Origin of the sequence: Phenylobacterium haematophilum, assembly GCF_014196295.1 — a bacterium.
Classification (GTDB): Bacteria; Pseudomonadota; Alphaproteobacteria; order Caulobacterales; family Caulobacteraceae; genus Phenylobacterium; species Phenylobacterium haematophilum.
Map to the genome: position 1 here is coordinate 367,399 of NZ_JACIDK010000002.1, position 17,620 is coordinate 385,018.

The following is a 17,620-nucleotide window of genomic DNA, read 5'->3' on the forward strand; positions in this document are numbered from 1 at the left end:
GATCATGGCTGGGAAGCTTCACTTCTCGCTGGTCTCGCCCGAGCGCGAACTGTTCTCGGGCGATGTCGACCAGGTCGACGCGCCGGGCACGGAAGGCGACTTCGGCGTGCTGGCCGACCACGCGCCCTTCATGACCACGCTGAAGGTCGGACAGGTGAAGGTCTATAACGGCGGCGCCGTGAAGGTCTTCGAGATCGAAGGCGGTTTCGCCGACGTGACCCCTGAAGGCCTGACCATCCTCGCCGAACAGGCGACGGAAGTGGCCGCCTAACCGCCGGCCGAAGCCCAACGATCAGAGGCCCCGACGCCCCAGGCGCCGGGGCCTTTTCGTATCTGGCGGGCAAGTCACGCGATTTTGCCGTGCTCGGGCCGGGCAATCGCCACCGATCGGTCCAATTGCTTCGCTAGAGGGGTTGCGAGGGACGGCCTGTTTCGAGTGTTATGCGGCACGCTTAAGTTAGGGGACTTCGCCATGCGCACCGCCTTCGTCAGTCTGATCGCTCTCGCTGGGCTCGCCACGGCGGCTCACGCCCAGCCGGCGCCCGAAGCGGCCCCGCCGGCCGCCGCCCCCGCCGCTGAGCCGGCCCCCGCCGCCGCGCCCGCGCCGGCCGCGCCGGCCGCCGAAGAAAAGACCTACGTGCTGCCGACCACCGGCGCCGAGGGTCAGATCATCGACGTCATCAACCGGGTCTGCAAACCGCTCGTGAAGGGCGGCGACTTCAAGGCCCTGGCCGGCGGCATGGCCGGCTACAAGCTGAACAAGCGCGAAGGGACCTATGTCGGCACCCTGGTCGAGAAGCCTTACACCCTGACCATCTGGCCGCAGGGCTCCAACAAGGACGTCTGCCGCCTGACGCTCAGCTATCCGATCGACGGCGAGAAGCCGATCATCGTCGGCCTGAACATCTTCTCGTTCCTGCACAAGCCCGAGCTGGTCCAGCAGCGTAACGACTTCGTGCCGGCGACGGACTTCAAGCGCATCACCAACTCGTGGGAATACTACACCGACAAGGAATCGATCGGCCTGGTGTTCCTGCAGCTGAAGAAGCCGGACGGCACGCCGGCCGGCAAGAACGCCGATCTGGCCGAAGTGCTCTACTCGGAACGCAAGTTCTAGGACGTCGAAGCCGCCTTCAGCGGCGCGGATATCCAACCGAAGGGCGCGGGAGCTTCTCCCGCGCCCTTTGTCCTATCCGCCGCAAGCCACCCGCTGATCGGGCGTTGACGGGGGCCGCCCGGCGCGGCCAGGGTCGCGCCCAAACCTCGACTGTTTGGAGTTCCCCCCGATGACGACGCGCGCCCTGCTGCTTGGCACCGTCCTCGCCTTCGCCTGCGCCGCCGCCGCCCCGGCCGCGGAGCTGGCCAAGCGCCAGTCCGGCCAGATCGTCTACGACAACGTCCCCGAGACCCCGGCCGCGCTGAAGACGGCGATCGCGCCGTACTACAACGCCCGCTCGGCGGTTTTCGAGGACTGGATGGACGACGGCTCGATCCTGATCGCCACCCGCTTCGGCGACGTGAACCAGATCCACCGCGTGGCCGCGCCGGGCGCAGCCCGCACCCAGCTGACCTTCTTCCCCGAGCCGGTCAACAGCGCCAAGGGCCAGCCGGGCCAGGCCCGCTTCGTCTATCCGCGCGACGTCGGCGGGGCCGAGTACTACCAGGGCTATATCCGCGGCCTGAGCGGGGACGAGACGCAGCTGACCGCGCCGAAGACACGCAACTCCAACTTCACCTTCTCGGCCGACGGCAAGCTGGTGGCCTGGAGCCAGGTGACGCCCGGCGACCCCAACTACGACATCATGCTGGCCGACCCGGCCCAGCCCGAAGGCCGCCGGGTCGTCCACGAGGGCACGGGCGCGATGGCGGTGCTCGACTTCTCGCCGGACGGCAAGAGCCTGCTGCTGAGCCGCTACAACTCGGTCGCCTCGACCGACCTGTTCGTGCTCGACATCGCCAGCGGGGCGGTGAAGCCGGTCGGCCCGACCGGCCGTCCGATCGCATATGTCGGCGGCGCCTTCGCCGCGGACGGCGCCCATGTGGTCACGCTCTCCGACGACAAGTCGGACATGGCCCGGCCGGTCGTGATCGATGTCGCCAGCGGCGCGGTCCGCGACCTCGAGCCGGGCGCCAAGTGGCCGGCCGAGGGCTTCGACCTGTCCCCCGACGGCGCGCTGATCGCCTACCTGGTGAACGAGGAAGGCTATTCGAAGATCGTCGTGAAGGAGGTCGCCAGCGGCAAGACCGTGCCGAGCCCGGCGCTGCCGATGGGCGTGCTGACCGGCCTCGGCTTCTCGCCGGACGGCAAGCAGCTGGGCTTCAGCCTCTCGACCTCGACCTCGTCCGGCGACGTCTGGAGCTTCGCCCTGGCCGATCAGAAGCTGGTCCGCTGGACGCAGAGCGAGCTGGGCGGCTTGGAGCCGGCCAAGCTGGTCGAGCCGACCCTGTTCCGCTACCCGACCTTCGACAAGCGCTCGATCCCGGCCTTCATCTACAAGCCGGCGGCCAAGGCCGGCGAGAAGCTGCCCGTGGTCATCCAGATCCACGGCGGGCCGGAGGGCCAGGAGCAGCCGAGCTTCAATCCGCGCCGCCAGTCTTGGGTCAACGAGGTCGGGGCCGCGGTGATCATCCCGAACGTCCGCGGCTCCAGCGGCTACGGCAAGACCTATATCGGCCTCGACAACGCCGAGAAGCGCGAGGACTCGGTCAAGGACATCGGCGCGCTGCTCGACTGGATCGCCAAGCAGCCGGACCTGGACGCCAGCCGTGTGGCGGTCGTCGGCCAGTCCTACGGAGGCTATATGTCGCTGGCCGTGGCCGCTCACTACAACGACCGCATCGCCGGGGCGATCGACCTCTACGGCATCTCCAACTGGAAGACCTTCCTGGCCAACACCGAGGGTTATCGCCGCGACCTGCGCCGGGCCGAGTACGGCGATGAGCGCGATCCGAAGATGGCCGCGGTGTTCGACAAGATCTCGCCGCTCAACATGAGCGAGCGGATGAAGAAGCCGATGATGATCTATCAGGGCGCCAACGATCCGCGCGTGCCGCAGTCGGAGTCCGAGCAGATGGTCGCCAGGCTGCGCGCACAGGGCACAGAGGTCTGGTACGTGCTGGCCCTCGACGAGGGACACGGGGTCGCCAAGAAGGCCAACGCCGAGGCGGTCCGCGCCAGCGAGATCGTGTTCCTGAAGCAGGTGCTGGGGACGAAGTAGTCGCTAGTCGGCTGGAGCCGAGGCCAGCGTCCCCTCCAGCCAGCCCTGCGCGATCTCAGCGATCTCGCGCCAGCCGGGTTCGGCGACCAGCCAGTGGCTCATGCCGGGGGCTTCGATGAACTCTGCGCCGAAGCGCGCGGCGGTCTGGCGGACGGTGGCGGGGGGATGGACGACGTCGCGCTCGCCGCCGATCACCAGGGTCGGCACGTGCAGGGGGCCTACGCTGGTGGTCATGAAGGGGTCGAGCCACCAGTTCAGCGTTTCCCAGAGCGCGCGACCGCTTTCGGGGCGCATGCGGGAAGCGACGGCCTCGCGCTCCGCGCCATCCATGCGGTCGAGGCTGTAGCGGCGCGCCAGACTGCGGTCGGGGGCGACTGATTGCGCCCAGAACGGCCCCAGGGCGTGAAGGCCGAAAGCGGTGATCGCCTCTTCCATCGACGAGGCGGCCACGCCCCAGGGCGCGGTCGGGGCCAGCAGCACCATCGCCCGCACCGGCGTGCGGCTGGCGGCCAGGGCGCAGACCAGCCCGCCCATCGAATGGCCGACCAGGATCGGGGCCTGGTCGAGACCGGCGCAGAGCCGGGCGAGGTCGCGGGCGTAGTCGGTGACCGAGACGCCGAGCACCGCGTGGGGCGGGTCGTCCGCGGCGTGGCCGCGCAGGTCGGGGGTGAGGACGAAGTGGCCGGCCGCCTCGAACGGCTCGCGCAGGCGCTCGAACGCCCAGCCGCCGCAGAAGGCGCCATGCACCATGACGATCGGCGGCGGAGCGATGCTCATGGGCCGGTCAGGCCGCGCGGCCGGGCTGGCCCGTGAAGACATGGAAGGCGCGGACCACGGTCTCGTAGGTCGCCTTCTTGAACGGCACGACCAGGCCGGGGGCCTCATCGAGGCTGCCCCAGCGCCAGGCGTCGAATTCCGGATGCCCGTCCCCGCTGAGGTCGATCTCGCTTTCCTGGCCGTCGAAGCGCAGGGCGAACCAGACCTGACGCTGGCCTTTCCAGCCCTTGGCGATCTTGGAACCGTTGTGTCCGGGCGGGAAGTCATAGGCCAGCCAGCCGTCGGTGCGGCCGAGCAGGGTGGTGGTGACGACGCCCGTCTCCTCGGCCAGCTCGCGGCAGGCGGCGAGATAGAGGTCCTCGCCGGCGTCGACGCCGCCTTGCGGGAACTGCCAGTTATAGGGCTCGGGGGTCTGGAACCGGCGGCCCAGCCACACCCGGCCATCGGGGTGGAAGAGCACCACTCCCACGTTCGGGCGATAGGCGGTCAGGTCGGTCATCTCATTCCATTTAGCGACGTGAGATCAAAGCGGAAGCCGGAGCCAGCTGATAACCCCTAGATTCGACCGATTCAGCCCACTTTGCGACCTGCGACAGCGTAACCGGATAGGCGAAGCCCGAGCCGAGAGCCTGACCGTGCTGCAGGGCGCCGGCCTCGATCGCCAGCAGCTGCTGGTCTATGGCCTGGCCCGACAGCTGCTCGTCGATGATGCGCGCCGCCGAGGCGCGCATCGGACCGGTGCGGCGGGCGGCCTGGCCGTCGTCAATGAAGGCCAGCCCCCGGCCGCGCAGCGCTGTCTGGAAGGCGTTCATGCCGGCATCCGAGGTCATGAACCGTGAGCCGAGATAGTTGGTGACCCCGAAATAGCCGGTGGCGCGCGAGAGCACCCATTCCAGCTTCTTGACGGTCTCCGATCCGGGCGAGTCGGCGAGCAGCGTATAGGGGCCCGGGTCGTTGTCCGGATAATCGCTGGGCTCCATCGGGGTTTCCAGCAGCACCTCATGCCCGGCCGCGCGGGCCAGGTCGATCCAGCCCTGCAGCCCCTCGGCATAGGGCACGAACGACAGGGTGATTTCCGGCGGCAGGGTGTCGATGGCCTGGCGGGTGGCCGCGGCGTTGAGGCCCAGCCCCCCGATCACCAGCGCCACCTTGGGGCGGCCGTTCGGCGCGAAGGGACGGGCATAGGCCTCGGCCGGAGTCTTGCCGTTGGCCGCGATGATCGGCAGCGGGCCGCTGGGGCCCTGCGAGTGGAAGCCGGCCAGCGGGGCCTGGGGCAGCGGGTCGGCGGCGTGGAAGGCGCCGCCGCCTTGCATGGTGATGGTCGCCTCGCCCATCGCGGCGTCGGCGCCGATCGGGGTCTCGGAGAGCCGGAAGATGTCCTCGGTCACGCTCGGCTGCCCGCCGCCGCGGGCCAGGGCCTCTCGCCAGCCGTCGGGGGCGGCCTCGCCGCCGATCTTGGCCAGCGACAGCCGCACGACGGGCGAACTGGCCTTGGGGTCGCCGATCAGCGCCACCAGAGTCAGCAGCACGACGATGAACAGCGCGCCGGCGGCGCCCGCCCCGACATAGGGGTTCGCCAAGGCGCGCAGCGCGGTTTCGGAGAGCGGTGGAGCCGGCGCAGGGGCGGCGATCGCTGGGGCGAGGTGCTTCTTCGAAAACATCACATGATCACGGAACGTTCCGGCATTGGAGCGTCCGCGAATATGGTTAACAAACGACTTATACAGTGAACGCCGGCGCGATTTTCGTTAACTTTCAATTAACTAATCGCGCCGGCGTTTTCGCCGCCTACTTCTTGTCCGGAGAGGCCTTTTCGAGGGCCGGCGCGCCCTTCGGCGAGACCACCGCAGCCATCTTCGGTTCGGGCTTCGGCAGCTTCGGAGTCGCAGCCACCGAACCGTATTTCAGCACGTCCATGGCGCGGGCCAACTGGAAGTCGCCCTTGTCTTCGTCGAAGCCGCTGGGCGGGGCTTCGGCCGGGATGTGGGCGCCGCGGCGGGCCTTGCCTTCTTCGGCGTTCAGCGCGTTGCGGAACGAGGCTTCCGAGAACTGGAAGGCGCGGTTGGCGATACGCTGGGCCTGGTCGCGGGTTTCGGCGACTTCCAGGTCGGGCTCGATGCCGGTCTTCTGGATCGAGCGGCCGGCGGGCGTGTAGTAGCGCGCCGTGGTCAGCTTCAGCGCGCCGTCCATGCCGCCGCGCAGCGGGATCACGGTCTGCACCGAGCCCTTGCCGAAGGTGGTCAGGCCGACCACTTCGGCGCGCTTGCGGTCCTGCAGGGCGCCGGCCACGATCTCGGCCGCCGAGGCCGAACCGGAGTTGACGAGCACGACCATCGGCAGGCCGCCGGTCACGTCCCCGGCGCGGGCGTTGTAGCGCTCGATGTCGCGCGGATCGCGGCCCCGCTGGGAGACGATCTCGCCGCCTTCCAGGAACATGTCGGAGATGCCGACCGCCTGGTCGAGCAGGCCGCCCGGATTGTTGCGCAGGTCGAGGATCAGACCCTTCATCTTCGGGTTCTTGGCCTTGAGTTCGGCCAGGGCCGCCTCGGCCTCGTCGGTGGTCTTCTCGTTGAAGCCGGAGACGCGCAGGTAGCCGTAGTCGCCTTCCATCTTGGCGGTCGCGGACTTCGGCTTGATCACCTCGCGGACGATCTTCACGTCGAACGGATCGGACTTTTCGCGGGCGATGGTCAGGGTGACCGCCTCGCCCGGCTTGCCGCGCATCTGCTTGACAGCCTCGTTGACCGACAGGCCGAGCACGCTCTCGCCGTTGACCGCGGTGATGAAGTCGCCGGGCTTCACGCCGGCCTTGAAGGCGGGCGTGCCGTCCATCGGCGAGATGACCTTGACCACGCCTTCTTCGCTGGTGACCTCGAGCCCGAGACCGCCGTATTCGCCGCGCGTCTGATCGCGCATGTCGTCGAAGGAGTCGGGGTTCAGATAGCCGGAATGCGGATCGAGCGAGGTCAGCATGCCGTCGATGGCCGCCTCGATCAGTTTCTGATCGTCGACCTCGGTGACGTACTGGCGCTCGACGGTGTCGAGCACGTCGCCGAACAGCTCGAGCATCTTGTAGGTCTTCACCTTCGGCGCCTGGGCCGAGGCGAGCGCCTGCTGGCTCACATAGGCCATGGAGCCGGCGCCGAGCACGAAGGCCGAAGCCCCGATCAGAAGATACTTACGCATGTCAGGCCTTGAAGCCTCCCTTGGCGGCGAAACGGCGCCGCACCGGTATTCCCGAACCCATGTTCCGCGAGGAATCCGGCGGAATTGGTTCTATTTTCAGCTCAGCCCGTCCAGCCATCTGGCCGGGTCGACTGGAACGCCGCGTTCTCGGACCTCCAGATAGAGTTCAGATGGGGAGTTTCGTCCATCCGTCATCCACCCGACAGGCGCGCCCGCCGCGACTGATTGACCGACCCCGACCGTCGTTCGATCAAGGCCAGCCAATACCAGATGGTAGCCCCCGGCCAGCCGCAAGATCAAAATAGTCCCCCACCCCTTAACGGGGCCTACAAACTGCACGAGGCCGGCGTCGGGCGCTGCGACCGAGGCGCCGTGGTCCGCCGCGAAGGTGACGCCAGACGCCTCGCCGCCGCCGGTGAGCGGCGCGCCGTAGCGCTGGACCAGCTTGCCCTTCGCCGGCGCCAGCAGGCGAATCGGCGGGGTGATCGGGCCGCTTTCGACGGGCGCCGCGCCCGGCGGGGTGGCCTCCAGTCGCTCGCGGCGTTCGGCCAGCTCGGAGTCGGAGGTGAACAGCGCTTCGCTCGCCACCGCGGCCAACCGACGCTGACGGGCGATCTCGCCCGCTTCGGCGGCGTAGACCTTGGCGCGCTTCTGCAGTTCGGGGGTGATCGCCTTGACCAGGATGGCGGCGCGCACCGCATCCGTGGCGTCGCCGGGGCTGACCAGCAGGGCGGGCGGCGGATCGCGGCGGAACTGCGCCAGCGCCGTCAGCAGCCTGGCCATGCGGTTAAGGTTGCGCCCCTGTTCGGCGCTAAGCACGGTCTCGCGGACGTTGAGCCGTTCCAGCCGGGCCTGGCTCTCGGTGGCCGCATAGGCGATCGCGCCGGCCGCCAGGGTCGCGGCGGCCGCGCAGGTGCTGGTCAGGAGGACGCCGCGGCGCATCATCGCATCAGGGATAGACTGAGCTCCGCGCGCCCTCAATCGCGATGATAGGGGCTGCCGGCGAGGATGGTGACGGCGCGGTAGACCTGCTCGGCCAGCATGGCGCGCGCCATGGCGTGGGGCCAAGTCTGCGGCCCGAAGGCCAGCTTGCCATGGGCGGCGGCGAGCAGCGACGGGTCCAGGCCATCGGCCCCGCCGATCATGAAAACCAGACGGCGCACGCCGTCGTCGCGCAGGCGGCCGATCTCGGCGGCGAATGCGCGCGACGCCCTGGCCGTTCCGTGCTCATCGCAGGCGATGACGTGGGCGCCTTCGAGGTGGGGCCGCAGCACGTCGGCTTCAGGCCCCTTGCCCGGCTTGCGGGACTCGACCTCGATGACATCGACCGGACCAAGGCCGAGCGAACGGCCGGCGGCGGTCGCGCGGTCGACATAGAGCTTCACCAGCTCGACTTCCGGCGAGCGCGGCAGGCGTCCGACGGCGAGGATCGTGATTTTCATGCGGTCTTTTCCTCCCCCATCGTGATGGGAGAGGAGGAAAATCAGCTCGTCGGCGTGCGGTGCGCGGAATCGACCGACCAGATCTTCTCGATGTTGTAGAACTGGCGCACTTCCGGGCGGAACAGGTGAACGATCACGTCGCCGGTGTCGATCAGCACCCAGTCGCAGTGCGGCAGGCCTTCGACCCGGGCTTTGCCCAGGCCTTCTTCCTTCAGCGCCCGCAGCAGGTGGTCGGCCATCGCGCCGACATGACGGTGCGAACGCCCGGACGCCACGATCAGGGCGTCGGCGACGGCGCTCTTGCCTTTCAGGTCGATGAAGACGACGTCCTGCGCCTTGTCATCATCCAGGCGCTGCAGAATCAGGTCGCCGAGGGCGGTGATCTTCGCCTCGGGGTCGGAAGAAGCGCCGGAAACCGGGGCTTCGTGCGCTCTAGGCGCAGGGTCAGGGCTCAGCGGGGTCGCTCCTTTGTTGCCTCGCTGGGAGACCCTTAGCACGGATTGGGGGCTTTGGTCAGCCCAGCGTCACGAGTCTTCAAGCCGGCGGCTTCGGGATCGTTCCCGCCCTGGCCTGCGGCTATTTGGCCTGACGGGCGCGCAAGGCCGTGGACGACTGGAAATTCAAGGGGCCGGTGAGGAACACCCAGCGCGGCGGGGTGGCCCCGGGGAGCAGCTTGGCTTCCTGCAACGAGACCCGGGTGGTGGCGAAACGCCGCGCCGCGGGCGAGGAGCGGCTCTTCAGCGAGATCCACGGCCGCGAGACCACGGCCACCGGGACCTCGGCCATGATCTGCGTCCAGCCGCGCCAGCGGTGGAAGGTCGCAAGGCTGTCGGCGCCCATGATCCAGACGAAGTCGACTCCCGGAAAGCGGGCCTTGAGGGCGCGGATGGTGTCGATGGTGTACTGCGAGCCCAGCCGGGTCTCGGCGTCGCTGACGATCATGCTGCGGCCGCGGGCGACGGTCCGGGCCCCGGCCATGCGTTCGGCCAGCGGCGCGGTCTCGCGCGCGGACTTCAACGGGTTCTGCGGCGATACCAGCCAGATCACCCGGTCGAGCTGCAGTCGCCGGCGGGCGGTCTCGGCGACGTGTGCGTGGCCCTCGTGGGCCGGATTGAACGAGCCGCCATAGAGGCCCACGCGCATTCCCGGCTTCAGTTCGAAGCCGAGCCGCAGGGCCCCCGGACGCCCCGCACCGGGCCGGCGCCTAGCGGGGCCGGCGAACCACATGGACGTCCCCGGACTTCAAAGCGTTTTCGCCGTGGCCGGATTGCGGTCGAGGTTGGGGTCGCTCTGGCGGACCCGGGCGCGGACGGTGAACACCCCGTCGCCGGACAGGACCCCGCCGCGAGCGAACAGGCGGCCCTGCTCCCAGTTCGAGAGGCCGAGCTCGGGCCGGTCGAGGGCGAACTGGCCGTCGACCCAGCGGGTGAAGCCGTCGCCGACGAACGGCGCGTTGACGGCGCCATAGAATAGCTCGTGCGCGGCAGGATCGGCTGAGATCAGACTGGCGGCGAACTGCGGGCTGTAGCGGTTGAAGAGGGCGGCGGCGGCCTCGACGCTGTCGACCAGCACCAGGGTCAGCTCCGGGGTCTCTTCCCATTCCCATTCGCGGGCCAGGTCGCGCTCGGCCAGCAGTTCGACCTTGGGCTCCTCGACGTCGCCCTCGGCGCGGCCGACGACCACGCGGGCCTGGCGCCAGGCGGCGGGCAGGGCGTCTTCCGACCCCTCGACCACGTGCAGCTTCACATTGCGGCGGCGCTCGCCGGCGAGGTCCAACGCTTCGAGGAAGGCCGGAACGAGCGCGTCGGCGCTCTCGCGGACGATGGCGCAGACGTTGAGCGTATTGCAGACCTTGCGGTCCAGCGAGTGGTAGACGGCGGCCTTGAAGCGAGCCGGATCGGCGTCGGCGGCGGCCACCATCCAGGCGCCGCCCGTGCCGTGCAGGCTGACCGGCGCGCCGGCCTGGCGCGCGATGGCGCCCAGTTGGGCGACGGCGGGGCCGGAGCCGCGGGCGACGGCCAGGGCCAGGCGCGGATCGGAGAACATCGCCCAGCCGGCGGCGTGCTCGGGGCTGTCGACGAGGGCGGCGGACCCGGGCGGCAGGCCCGCGGCCTCGATCGCCGGGTCGAGCGCGTGCTCGACGATGGCGCGGGCGGTGCCCAGCGCGTCCGAGCCGATGCGGAAGACCACGGTGTTGCCGGTGCGCAGCACGCCGGTGGCGTCGGCGAAGACGTTGGGGCGGCCCTCGAAGATGAAGCCGACCACGCCCAGGGGGGCGGCGACCTGCTCGACGCTCCAGCCCGGATGCTCAACGCGCTCCACCAGCCGACCGCGGCCGACCTTGGCGTCGCGCCAGACGTGCAGGCCGGCGATCATGTCGGCGCGCATCGCCTCGCTGACCGCGAGGCGAGTGGTGGAGCGGCCGCGGGCTTGGGCGCGGGCGACGTCGTCGGCGTTGGCCTTGGCGATCGCGCTCCAGGCCCCGTCGTCGGCGAGGTTGTCGGCGAAGGCGGCGAAGAAGGCGGTGATCGCCTCGTCGCCGACCCGGGCGAGCTGGCCGAACGCCTCATGGGCGCGGCCCACGGCGCCGGCGGCGATCGCCTGGACGGCGGCCGGCACATGCAGCAGGTCGCCGGTCTCCTGAACCACGACCAGCCGGTCGCCCGGCGCGAAGGCTGCCGCCAGCTTGTCGGAGACATACGCTACGCGGTCGCCGCCGAACGGGATCGGCATGCCGGCGACCAGCGTCTCCAGCTTGCCCGTCCGGGCTCCCGTCTCGGCCTTGGTGCTCGCCGCCGCGTCGTCCATCACGCGCCCTAATGCTCAGTTTGAGGTTTAGTAGGCTCCTTTGGAGCCCGTCGCAAATCCGTCGTCAGGTCAGGCTGGCGTGCGCGCCGCCAGCGCCAGGTCGTCGGCGTGGATCATCGGGCCGTAGGTGAAGCCCAGCACGCCCTCGATGGCGTCGGACTTCAGGCCGCGAATGCGCCCGGCGTCCTCAGAGTCGTAGCGGGCCAGGCCGCGGGCGATCTCGCGGCCGGTCTCGTCGACCACCACAACTGCGTCGCCCTTGCCGAAGCGACCCTCGACGGCAAGCATGCCCGCGACCAGCAGGCTCTTGCCGGTAGCCAGCGCCTTGGCTGCGCCGTTATCGACGATGACCGCGCCGGAGGTCGCCAGCGAGCCGGCGATCCAGGCCTTGTATGCGGCTGCGACTGAGACCGACGGCTCGATCACCGTCGCCTTGTCGCCGGCCTCGATCGCGGCGAGGGGGGCGGGGCGGCGGCCGAGGGTGATGATGGTGGCGCAGCCGGCCGACTGGGCGATGCGGGCGGCCATGATCTTGGTCGCCATGCCGCCGGTGCCGACCCCGGCGCTGGCGTTGGCGCCGCCGGCCATCGCCTCGATCTCCGGCGTCAGCTGGCTGATGCGCGGCAGATGCTCGGCGTCCGGGTTGTTGCGCGGATCGGCGGTGTAGAGGCCATCGATGTCCGACAGCAGGACCAGGGCCTCGGCGCGGATCATCTGGGCGACGCGGGCGGCGAGGCGATCATTGTCGCCGTAGCGGATCTCTTCGGTGACGACAGTGTCGTTCTCGTTCACCACCGGAACCACGCCCAGGGACAGCAGGGTGGTGAGCGTCGCATGGGCGTTGAGCCAGCGGCTGCGGATCTCGGTGTCGTCGCGGGTGATCAGCACCTGGGCGGCGACCAGGCCGTGCGGCTCAAGCGCTTCTTCCCAGGCCCGCATCAGCTCGGACTGGCCAGCGGCGGCGCAGGCCTGCTTTTCCGGCAGGGTCAGCTTGCGGCGGCCCATGGCGAGCCGGCGGCGGCCAAGGGCCACAGCGCCGGACGACACCACCAGCACCTGCTGGCCGCGGGCGCGCAGCCGCGCGACGTCGGCGGCGAAGGCGGCGAGCCATGCCGAGTCAGGGCCTGCCTCTCCGGCCACCAGGGCGGAGCCGACCTTGACGACGACGCGCTTGGCCTCCCCCAGGCCGCTCACGGCGTCCAGCCCGTTCCGCCGGTCTGTTCGGCCTCCTCCTGGGCGATCTCGGCCTTGCGCTCGCGGACCATGCCATAGGCCTCCCGCAGCAGTTCGACGACGCCTTTGCCCGACACGCCGGAGACCAGGCGGACCTTGCCGCCGGTGGCTTCTTCCAGGGCCTCGCGCTGCATCTCGATGACGCTGTCGTCGAGGGCGTCGATCTTGCTGAGGGCGACGATCTCGGTCTTGTCGCCCAGCTCCTCGCCATAGGCTTCCAGTTCGCCGCGGACTGTGCGCCAGGCTTCGGCGACGTCGGTCTGGGTGGCGTCGACCAGGTGGATCAGCACGGCGGTGCGCTCAACGTGGCCGAGGAAGCGGGTGCCGAGCCCGGCGCCCTCCGAAGCGCCTTCGATCAGGCCGGGAATGTCGGCCAGCACGAACCGTTCGCTGGGCGAGAGATCGACCATGCCGAGGTTGGGGGCCAGCGTCGTGAACGGATAGTCGGCGATCTTCGGCTTGGCGGCGCTGGCCGCGGCCAGGAAGGTCGACTTGCCGGCGTTGGGCAGGCCGACCAGGCCGACGTCGGCGATCAGCTTCAGGCGCAGCCAGATCCAGCGCTCCTCGCCTTCCTGGCCAGGGTTGGCGTGGCGCGGGGCCTGATTGATCGGGCCTTTGAAGCGGTCGTTGCCCCAGCCGCCGTTGCCGCCCTTGAGCAACAGGACGCGCTTGCCGGCGACATCCATGTCGGCGATCAGGGTTTCCTTGTCCTCGTCGAGGACCTCGGTGCCCACAGGAACCCTCAGCACCACGTCGTCGCCAGCGCCGCCATGGCGGTTGCGGCCCATGCCGTGAATGCCGGTGCCGGCCTTGAAGTGCTGCTGGTAGCGGTAGTCGATCAGGGTGTTGAGGCCGTCGACCGCCTCGATCCAGACGTCGCCCCCCTTGCCGCCGTCGCCCCCGTCGGGACCGCCGTACTCGATGTACTTCTCGCGCCGGAACGACACAGCGCCGCCGCCGCCGTTTCCGGAGCGGACATAGATCTTGCACTGGTCGAGAAACTTCATTGGGGCCTTTTGTAGCATGGGAAGCGCCCCGTCGAGCCTTGCGGCTGCGGGGCGCTTCGATTCATCGCGCGTGTGGCCTTACGCCAGCCACACCATCATCCGGGTCGCGGTGGCCAGTCCGCCCCGCGCGATCGAGGGGCGCATCTCGACGTCGCCGGTGTAGAGGAAGCCGGCGTTGCACAGCACCTGACCCGAGGCCGGGTTGTCGGCGAAGTGGCCGGCATGCATGTAGCGTCGGCCCCAGGTGCGGTGCGCCCAGACCAGCGCGCCGCTCGCCGCCTCGGTGGCGTAGCCCTGGCCCCAGTGCGGCCGGCCGACCCAATAGCCGATCTCGCGCTCGCCGCCGTCACGGGCGTCGAAGCCCAGGACGCCGATCGCGCCATGCTCGGGGTGGTCGATCACGAACACCGCCTCGCGGGCGGGGTCGGCCTCGCCGGCCTTTTCGAGAAAGCCCTCGGCGTGCTCCACCCCATAGGGATAGGGCATGCCGGTGGTCATGCGGGCCACGTCGAAATCGTTGGCGTAGACCGCCAGGCGGGCTGCGTCGGCCCTGCGGGGCTTACGCAGCCGCAGCCGCTGCGTCGTGATGACAGGCTCCAGTTCGATCGCACACATCGGTCTACCTCCCGGCCCTCTGTCGGGGCCCCAGAACGCAAAGAGGGGGAGTCCGGCGGTCCGGACTCCCCCTCGGAAGCACTCTGCCCGGTCCGCCTTACGGCGAACCCGGTTTCAAGAGGTTCGCCTGATTATTCAGCCGCTTGAGCCACAACCACGTTCACGTAGGTGCGGTCGTCGCGCTTGGTCACGAATTTCACGGCGCCGGCGGCGGTCGCGAAGAGGGTGTGGTCCTTGCCGATGCCGACATTGTCGCCCGGGAAGAACTTCGTGCCGCGCTGGCGCACGATGATGTTGCCGCCGACGACAGCTTCACCACCGAACTTCTTCACGCCGAGGCGGCGGCCAGCCGAGTCGCGACCGTTGCGCGAAGAGCCGCCAGATTTCTTGTGAGCCATAGCTCTCTCCTAACTCTCTAGTGCGCGCTTATTCGGCGGCGTCAGACTTCTTGGCGGCGGCCTTCTTCGGCGCAGCCTTCTTGGCCGGAGCTTCGGCCGGGGCCGGAGCGGCGGCGGCTTCGAGTTCGGCGACCACGTTCTTCAGGTTGCGGGCGCGAGCGTCCAGCAGGGCCTTCGAGGTCAGGTCGACCTTGCCGTCCCACTTGGCCGACTTGCCGGCGCCGTCGATCGCGGTGACGCGCAGGACGGTTTCCGACTGGCGGTGCCCGCGGGTGCGGCGATAGCCCTGGCGGCGGATCTTCTTGAAGATCTTCACCTTCTCGCCCTTGCGGGTTTCGATCAGGGTGGCGGAGACCTTCGCGCCGTCGACCAGCGGGGCGCCGACCGTGATGGCCTCACCATCGCCGAGCAGGAGGACGTCGCCGAACGCGACTTCCGCACCCGGTTCACCGTCGAGCTTTTCGACGACCAGCAGGTCACCGGCTTGAACCCGGTACTGCTTTCCGCCGGTTTTGATCACCGCGTACATCGTTGGCGCCTTGGACTATAGCAAAATGGATTGCGCCCGCGAGATAGCCCGCGGGCGAGAGGCGCGGACTTATACAGAGGGACTGTTGAGAGTCAACGCGCCTGGCGTGTTTCTACGGTCACGTGGCTCAAACCCGGCAAGCCGGCAAGTCGCGCGCGGTAGATTTCAGCAGCCACGACCTCGCGCGCCTCGACCACGACGATGGCGGCGTGGTGGCCAGGCCCTAGACGCCAGAGATGCAGGTCGAGCAGGCGCTCGCCGCCGCTCTCCATGCGCTTGCGGATTTCGGCGGTCAGTTCCGGCGAGGGATTGACGTCCAGCAGCACCGAGCCAGTGCGCACCATCAGCCGCCAGGCGAAGTGGGCCAGCAGCGCCGCGCCGGCGAGGCCCGCCAGTCCGTCCGCCCAGGCCCAGCCGAACACGCGTCCGAGGCCGAGGCCGACGATGGCCAGGGCCGAGACCGCCGCGTCGCCCGCCAGGTGCAGGTGTGCGGCCGAAAGATTGAGGTCGCCGTCGCGGTCATGGTCATGGGCGTGGGCGGGGCGCAGCAGCCACATGCAGATCAGGTTGATCGCCAGAGCCAGGCCGGCGAGGGCCAGCGCCCCGTCGTAGGCGACCGGAGCGTGCGAGAGCATGTGCCGCCCGCTTTCGATCGCCACCAGCACGGCGCTGATCGCCAGCACCGCGGCGTTGGCGAAACCGGCCAGGTAGCCGAGCTTGCCGGTGCCGAACGAGAACCGATGATCCTGAGCGTAGCGGCGCGCCATCCGGTAGGCGCCGGCCGCCACCGCCAATGCGGCGACGTGGGCGGCCATGTGCACGCCGTTGGCGATAAGGGCCATCGAATTGAAGGCCAGCCCGCCGCCGATCTGGACGGCCAGGGTCAGCACGCAGATCGCCGCCACGAGCCAGGTCCGCCGCTCGTTGCGGGCGTGGTCGGCGCCCAGATACACGCGGTCGCCCCGGAAGGCGTCCATCTGTCCTTGGCGTTCAGGGGCGGAGGAGGTCACGAGGGCTCTTATATAGCGGCGATCGGGGAGCGCGCGCGCCGATATGGGCGCAGGAACGGGTGTTGTCGCACTTCGGCCGATGGGCCCGGGGCGCGATGTTATTCGATAACACCTATATAGTGGTCAAGCGGTCGATGGCCGCAGACTGTTCCCTTCGCCACGATCAGTGACTAGATGACGTCCATGACCGACAAGACCCCCGTCACCGTCCTCACCGGCTATCTCGGCGCCGGCAAGACCACGCTCTTGAACCGCATCCTCACTGAGGACCACGGCAAGAAGTACGCCGTCATCGTCAACGAGTTCGGCGAGGTGGGGATCGACAACGACCTCATCGTCGGCGCGGACGAAGAAGTCTTCGAGATGAACAACGGCTGCGTCTGCTGCACCGTGCGCGGGGACCTGATCCGCGTGCTCTCGGGCCTGATGAAGCGCAAGGGCAAGTTCGACGCCATCGTCGTCGAGACCACCGGACTGGCCGACCCGGGCCCCGTCGCCCAGACCTTCTTCGTCGATGACGACGTGAAGGCCAAAACCCAGCTCGACAGCGTCACCACCGTGGTCGACGCCAAGCACCTGCCGCTGCGGCTGGCTGATTCCAGGGAAGCGGTCGAGCAGATCGCCTTCGCCGACCAGATCGTGCTGAACAAGACCGACCTCGTCACCGAGGAGGAGCTGCGCGCGGTCGAGGCGTCTATCCGCCGGTTGAACCCGCTGGCCCCGATCCACCGCACCCAACGCTCTCAGGTGCCGCTCGAGGCGATTCTCGGCCGCGGCAGCTTCGACCTGGCTCGCATCACCGAGGTGCAGCCGGAATTCCTCAATCCCGCCCACGGCGAACCGGGCCACGTTCACGACGAGGACTGCGACCATGATCACGACCATCATCATCACCACGATCATGACCACGGTCACCACGACCATGATCATGAGGACCATGCGGCGGCAGCGGGCATACGCGGCATCTCGCTCACGCTCGACAAACCGATCCACGGGCAACGGGTGACCAACTGGCTGAACCAGGTCCTGCAGGACCAGGGGCCGGACATTCTGCGCGCCAAGGGCATCCTCGACGTCCAGGGCGAGGATCGCCGCCTGGTGTTCCAGGCCGTGCACATGATCCTCGAAGGCGACTTCCAAGGTCAGTGGAAGGACGGCGACAAGCGCTACAGCCGGCTGGTGTTCATCGGCCGCAACCTCGACGAGGCCAAGCTGCGCGAGGGCTTCGAGGCCTGCGCGGCCTAAGGGCCACTGTGATGATCGTCATCCTCGGCCGCGACAGCGCGCCGGGGGTCCATATGCTCAGACCTTGCGGATAGATTCGCGTGCATGGATGGCCGGGACCTGCCGCCCCGGCCATGACGACGGGGAGCGGTGGAAGCCGGCGCAAAAGAAAA

At 69.1% G+C, this 17,620-nt stretch carries 19 protein-coding genes; 4 read left to right on the forward strand and 15 right to left on the reverse strand.

Going from position 1 to position 17,620, the window contains the following annotated elements; genetic code table 11:
* The first annotated feature begins 4 nt into the window (after positions 1 to 4).
* The 3 genes from GGQ61_RS07655 (at position 5) to GGQ61_RS07665 (ending at position 3,218) form a co-directional block, all read left to right on the forward strand.
* Complete coding sequence (locus GGQ61_RS07655; RefSeq protein ID WP_183771246.1) at positions 5 to 271, forward strand: ATP synthase F1 subunit epsilon; 267 nt, start codon at positions 5 to 7, stop codon at positions 269 to 271.
* Positions 272 to 472: 201 nt separating this feature from the next.
* Positions 473 to 1,117 (forward strand): hypothetical protein, encoded by a 645-nt coding sequence (locus tag GGQ61_RS07660; RefSeq protein ID WP_183771248.1) that lies wholly within the window; start codon positions 473 to 475, stop codon positions 1,115 to 1,117.
* Between the two features lie 169 nt (positions 1,118 to 1,286).
* A complete protein-coding gene (locus tag GGQ61_RS07665) occupies positions 1,287 to 3,218 on the forward strand; it encodes a S9 family peptidase (protein WP_183771250.1) in 1,932 nt (643 codons plus the stop codon).
* Positions 3,219 to 3,221: 3 nt separating this feature from the next.
* On the opposite strand, the gene GGQ61_RS07670 is transcribed toward GGQ61_RS07665, so the two are convergent.
* The 15 genes from GGQ61_RS07670 to dmeF form a co-directional block, all read right to left on the reverse strand.
* Positions 3,222 to 3,995 (reverse strand): alpha/beta fold hydrolase, encoded by a 774-nt coding sequence (locus GGQ61_RS07670; RefSeq protein WP_183771252.1) that lies wholly within the window; start codon positions 3,993 to 3,995, stop codon positions 3,222 to 3,224.
* A 7-nt stretch (positions 3,996 to 4,002) separates the two neighbouring features.
* Positions 4,003 to 4,494, reverse strand: coding sequence for an RNA pyrophosphohydrolase (locus GGQ61_RS07675; RefSeq protein WP_183771254.1), 492 nt, complete (start codon positions 4,492 to 4,494; stop codon positions 4,003 to 4,005).
* Positions 4,495 to 4,504: 10 nt separating this feature from the next.
* Positions 4,505 to 5,656 carry a divergent polysaccharide deacetylase family protein gene (locus GGQ61_RS07680; RefSeq protein WP_183771256.1) on the reverse strand — a complete coding sequence of 384 codons (1,152 nt, stop codon included), beginning with the start codon at positions 5,654 to 5,656 and terminating at the stop codon, positions 4,505 to 4,507.
* Positions 5,657 to 5,783: 127 nt separating this feature from the next.
* The gene (locus tag GGQ61_RS07685) at positions 5,784 to 7,181 is read right to left on the reverse strand and encodes a S41 family peptidase (RefSeq protein WP_183771258.1); all 1,398 of its coding nucleotides are present in this window, start codon (positions 7,179 to 7,181) and stop codon (positions 5,784 to 5,786) included.
* Between the two features lie 96 nt (positions 7,182 to 7,277).
* Complete coding sequence (locus GGQ61_RS07690; RefSeq protein WP_246370586.1) at positions 7,278 to 8,123, reverse strand: murein hydrolase activator EnvC family protein; 846 nt, start codon at positions 8,121 to 8,123, stop codon at positions 7,278 to 7,280.
* Positions 8,124 to 8,158: 35 nt separating this feature from the next.
* On the reverse strand, positions 8,159 to 8,623 hold the full coding sequence (rlmH, locus tag GGQ61_RS07695; RefSeq protein WP_183771260.1) for a 23S rRNA (pseudouridine(1915)-N(3))-methyltransferase RlmH: 465 nt from the start codon (positions 8,621 to 8,623) through the stop codon (positions 8,159 to 8,161).
* A 41-nt stretch (positions 8,624 to 8,664) separates the two neighbouring features.
* Positions 8,665 to 9,120 carry a ribosome silencing factor gene (gene rsfS / locus GGQ61_RS07700; RefSeq protein ID WP_343056076.1) on the reverse strand — a complete coding sequence of 152 codons (456 nt, stop codon included), beginning with the start codon at positions 9,118 to 9,120 and terminating at the stop codon, positions 8,665 to 8,667.
* 79 nt (positions 9,121 to 9,199) lie between these two features.
* Positions 9,200 to 9,850 carry a nicotinate-nucleotide adenylyltransferase gene (locus tag GGQ61_RS07705; protein ID WP_183771261.1) on the reverse strand — a complete coding sequence of 217 codons (651 nt, stop codon included), beginning with the start codon at positions 9,848 to 9,850 and terminating at the stop codon, positions 9,200 to 9,202.
* Between the two features lie 15 nt (positions 9,851 to 9,865).
* A complete protein-coding gene (locus GGQ61_RS07710; protein ID WP_183771262.1) occupies positions 9,866 to 11,431 on the reverse strand; it encodes an aldehyde dehydrogenase family protein in 1,566 nt (521 codons plus the stop codon).
* Between the two features lie 69 nt (positions 11,432 to 11,500).
* Positions 11,501 to 12,625, reverse strand: a complete 1,125-nt coding sequence (gene proB / locus GGQ61_RS07715; protein WP_183771263.1) for a glutamate 5-kinase — start codon at positions 12,623 to 12,625, stop codon at positions 11,501 to 11,503.
* Complete coding sequence (gene obgE / locus GGQ61_RS07720; protein ID WP_183771264.1) at positions 12,622 to 13,671, reverse strand: GTPase ObgE; 1,050 nt, start codon at positions 13,669 to 13,671, stop codon at positions 12,622 to 12,624. Before obgE ends, proB begins: the two co-directional genes overlap by 4 nt.
* A gap of 78 nt (positions 13,672 to 13,749) precedes the next feature.
* Positions 13,750 to 14,286: a GNAT family N-acetyltransferase gene (locus GGQ61_RS07725; RefSeq protein WP_183771265.1), complete on the reverse strand. Its 537-nt coding sequence runs from the start codon at positions 14,284 to 14,286 to the stop codon at positions 13,750 to 13,752.
* Positions 14,287 to 14,417: 131 nt separating this feature from the next.
* A complete protein-coding gene (rpmA, locus tag GGQ61_RS07730) occupies positions 14,418 to 14,684 on the reverse strand; it encodes a 50S ribosomal protein L27 (RefSeq protein WP_183771267.1) in 267 nt (88 codons plus the stop codon).
* 28 nt (positions 14,685 to 14,712) lie between these two features.
* On the reverse strand, positions 14,713 to 15,213 hold the full coding sequence (gene rplU, locus GGQ61_RS07735; protein ID WP_183771269.1) for a 50S ribosomal protein L21: 501 nt from the start codon (positions 15,211 to 15,213) through the stop codon (positions 14,713 to 14,715).
* Positions 15,214 to 15,305: 92 nt separating this feature from the next.
* On the reverse strand, positions 15,306 to 16,223 hold the full coding sequence (dmeF, locus tag GGQ61_RS07740) for a CDF family Co(II)/Ni(II) efflux transporter DmeF (RefSeq protein WP_221220922.1): 918 nt from the start codon (positions 16,221 to 16,223) through the stop codon (positions 15,306 to 15,308).
* A gap of 174 nt (positions 16,224 to 16,397) precedes the next feature.
* Between dmeF and GGQ61_RS07745 the strand changes: the two genes are divergently transcribed.
* Positions 16,398 to 17,468 (forward strand): CobW family GTP-binding protein, encoded by a 1,071-nt coding sequence (locus GGQ61_RS07745; protein WP_183771271.1) that lies wholly within the window; start codon positions 16,398 to 16,400, stop codon positions 17,466 to 17,468.
* The last annotated feature ends 152 nt before the right edge of the window (positions 17,469 to 17,620 follow it).

Coding starts and splice junctions, on each gene's coding strand:
- GGQ61_RS07680 (WP_183771256.1), bottom strand. CDS start 5,656: ATGTTTTCGAAGAAGCACCTCGCCCCAGCGATCGCCGCCCCTGCGCCG.
- GGQ61_RS07655 (WP_183771246.1), top strand. CDS start 5: ATGGCTGGGAAGCTTCACTTCTCGCTGGTCTCGCCCGAGCGCGAACTG.
- rplU (WP_183771269.1), bottom strand. CDS start 15,213: ATGTACGCGGTGATCAAAACCGGCGGAAAGCAGTACCGGGTTCAAGCC.
- GGQ61_RS07665 (WP_183771250.1), top strand. CDS start 1,287: ATGACGACGCGCGCCCTGCTGCTTGGCACCGTCCTCGCCTTCGCCTGC.
- GGQ61_RS07670 (WP_183771252.1), bottom strand. CDS start 3,995: ATGAGCATCGCTCCGCCGCCGATCGTCATGGTGCATGGCGCCTTCTGC.
- GGQ61_RS07745 (WP_183771271.1), top strand. CDS start 16,398: ATGACGTCCATGACCGACAAGACCCCCGTCACCGTCCTCACCGGCTAT.
- GGQ61_RS07690 (WP_246370586.1), bottom strand. CDS start 8,123: ATGCGCCGCGGCGTCCTCCTGACCAGCACCTGCGCGGCCGCCGCGACC.
- GGQ61_RS07725 (WP_183771265.1), bottom strand. CDS start 14,286: ATGTGTGCGATCGAACTGGAGCCTGTCATCACGACGCAGCGGCTGCGG.
- GGQ61_RS07705 (WP_183771261.1), bottom strand. CDS start 9,850: ATGTGGTTCGCCGGCCCCGCTAGGCGCCGGCCCGGTGCGGGGCGTCCG.
- GGQ61_RS07675 (WP_183771254.1), bottom strand. CDS start 4,494: ATGACCGACCTGACCGCCTATCGCCCGAACGTGGGAGTGGTGCTCTTC.
- rpmA (WP_183771267.1), bottom strand. CDS start 14,684: ATGGCTCACAAGAAATCTGGCGGCTCTTCGCGCAACGGTCGCGACTCG.
- rlmH (WP_183771260.1), bottom strand. CDS start 8,623: ATGAAAATCACGATCCTCGCCGTCGGACGCCTGCCGCGCTCGCCGGAA.
- obgE (WP_183771264.1), bottom strand. CDS start 13,671: ATGAAGTTTCTCGACCAGTGCAAGATCTATGTCCGCTCCGGAAACGGC.
- GGQ61_RS07710 (WP_183771262.1), bottom strand. CDS start 11,431: ATGGACGACGCGGCGGCGAGCACCAAGGCCGAGACGGGAGCCCGGACG.
- GGQ61_RS07660 (WP_183771248.1), top strand. CDS start 473: ATGCGCACCGCCTTCGTCAGTCTGATCGCTCTCGCTGGGCTCGCCACG.
- GGQ61_RS07685 (WP_183771258.1), bottom strand. CDS start 7,181: ATGCGTAAGTATCTTCTGATCGGGGCTTCGGCCTTCGTGCTCGGCGCC.